Origin of the sequence: Streptomyces sp. NPDC001027, assembly GCF_040299045.1 — a bacterium.
GTDB lineage: Bacteria > Actinomycetota > Actinomycetes > Streptomycetales > Streptomycetaceae > Streptomyces.
In genome coordinates this window covers 1-1,776 of the sequence record NZ_JBEPBI010000549.1, presented here as the reverse complement: position 1 = coordinate 1,776, position 1,776 = coordinate 1, and the positions used below count along the sequence as shown (strand labels likewise).

Here is a 1,776-nt window from a genome sequence, read left to right as displayed (position 1 = left end):
CCGGGACTGCCGGTGCTGGTCCTGTCCCAGTACGTCGAGGAGTCGTACGCCGCCGAGTTGCTGGGCGGCGGGGCGAGCGGGGTCGGTTACCTGCTCAAGGACCGGGTGGGCCGGGTCGACGAGTTCCTGGAGGCCCTGGAGCGGGTCGCCTCCGGCGGTACGGCGCTGGATCCGGAGGTGGTGACCGAGCTGCTGACCCGCCGACGGGACTCACCGCTGGACTCCCTCACCCCGCGCGAGCGCGAGGTGCTGAAGCTGATGGCCGAAGGGCACGACAACGCCACCATCGCCGGCACGCTGGTCATCACCGAGCGGTCGGTCAGCAAGCACATCGGCAACGTCTTCCTGAAGCTGCATCTGCCGCCCAGCGACAGCGGGCACCGCCGGGTCCTCGCTGTGCTGGCCTACCTCAACGGCCCTCACAGGAAAGGATCCTGACCGCTCATCCGAGGGCGTCTCACCGGAGTGCGTCCAGCACGGCGTCCGCCATACCGCGTTCGCCTCGCTCGTTGGGGTGGACGGCCGCGGCCGGGCTGCTGGGGACAAGGGGTTCGATCCAGCGGGTGGCCGCGTCCGAGCAGGCGTCGCGGCCCTCGGACGGACGGTACGTGTCGACGTACACCGCTCCGGATGTCTGAGCCCGCTCGCGCAGCTCGCTGTTGAGCTGCTGCTCCTTCTCCCGCAGGTAGCTCATGTCGCCGGGCGCGAGGGGCAGTTCGCCACCGCAGCCGGTGCCTTCGGTGCCTTCGGTGCCTTCGGCGGGCAGGATGGCCGGATAGCCGACGACGTAGACCCGGGCCTGGGGCGCGCGGCGGTTGATCTCCGTCAGCGCGCCGGCGAGCCGTTCGCCCGCGGCCTCGATCTTCCGCTGCACCTCGTCGGTGCGGCGGTGGACGTAGTGCCCTCTGCAAAGGGCGTCCTCGGGGATGTACGTGCCGCCGAGGGCCTGGTACGCCAGCGCCACCGTGACGCACCGCTTGATCATCGAGCCGAAGCCGATGTCGTTGCCGCCGATGCCGAGGGTGACCAGCCGGGTCTTCGGTGAAAGCGCCGAGAGTTGGGGCGCGTTGGCGCCGGAGGCGATCCCGGAGGCCGCCGCCAGGGCCAGGGTGCGCAGGGTACCGGTGCGGACCGAGAGAGCGAGCGGGATGGCGAGGGAGGCGGTGACGGCGATGGCCAGGGCGGCCGGGGTGGTGAGGAGGCCGGTGGAGTCCTCGCCGGTCGCGGTGAGCGGGAGCAGGGCGGCGAAGCCGGCGAGGGTGAGCGCCATGCCGTGCCATTCGCCGCGGCTGACGCGGCGTCCGGCGCCGCGGGCGGCGAGCGGTACGGCGGCTGTGACGGTCAGCGCGCCGAGGCACTGGCCGAGGGTGAGCGGGCCGTACGTGAGGGCGGCGACGTGCAGGGTCGCGCCCGTGGCATTGGCGGAGTTCGACGCCCACCAGGCGGGGCCGGCCGACAGGCGTCGCAGCCCATGCCCGCCGGTGGAGGCCACGCGGTGCTGCGTCGCGGCCGCGGCGGCGTGGGTGGCGACGGAGGCGAGCGCCAGTACCACGGCGACCGTGATGTTCATGGTGGGGGCTCCAGTCGGGGAGTAGCGGCTGGTGAAGTCCGGCCTGCTCTGCGGGGTTTGCGAGGCGTCTTGCCGTCGTCCACGATTCCGTGGGCCGTCGGCCGGGCCGAGGGGGCGCCCTCCCGAGGCGGGGGTGTAGCGGGCTACGCCCCGTGCCGCCTGCCAAGTCCCGGGCCCGGCGGCCGGAGCTGGGGTAAGGCTCCGGC

2 protein-coding genes are annotated in these 1,776 nt (G+C 73.1%); one reads left to right on the top strand and one right to left on the bottom strand.

The features are described from left to right. Positions 1-438, top strand: a 438-nt coding sequence (locus ABT300_RS43780; RefSeq protein ID WP_351688692.1) for a LuxR C-terminal-related transcriptional regulator, incomplete at its 5' end; no start/stop codon positions are given. Between the two features lie 19 nt (positions 439-457). Here the strand turns inward: ABT300_RS43780 and ABT300_RS43775 are convergent. Further along, the gene (locus tag ABT300_RS43775) at positions 458-1,570 is read right to left on the bottom strand and encodes a GDSL-type esterase/lipase family protein (protein ID WP_351688690.1); all 1,113 of its coding nucleotides are present in this window, start codon (positions 1,568-1,570) and stop codon (positions 458-460) included. Positions 1,571-1,776: the final 206 nt, after the last annotated feature.

Bases quoted from the DNA above. Each gene is read 5' to 3' on its own strand.
- ABT300_RS43775 (WP_351688690.1), bottom strand. From the start codon at position 1,570: ATGAACATCACGGTCGCCGTGGTACTGGCGCTCGCCTCCGTCGCCACC.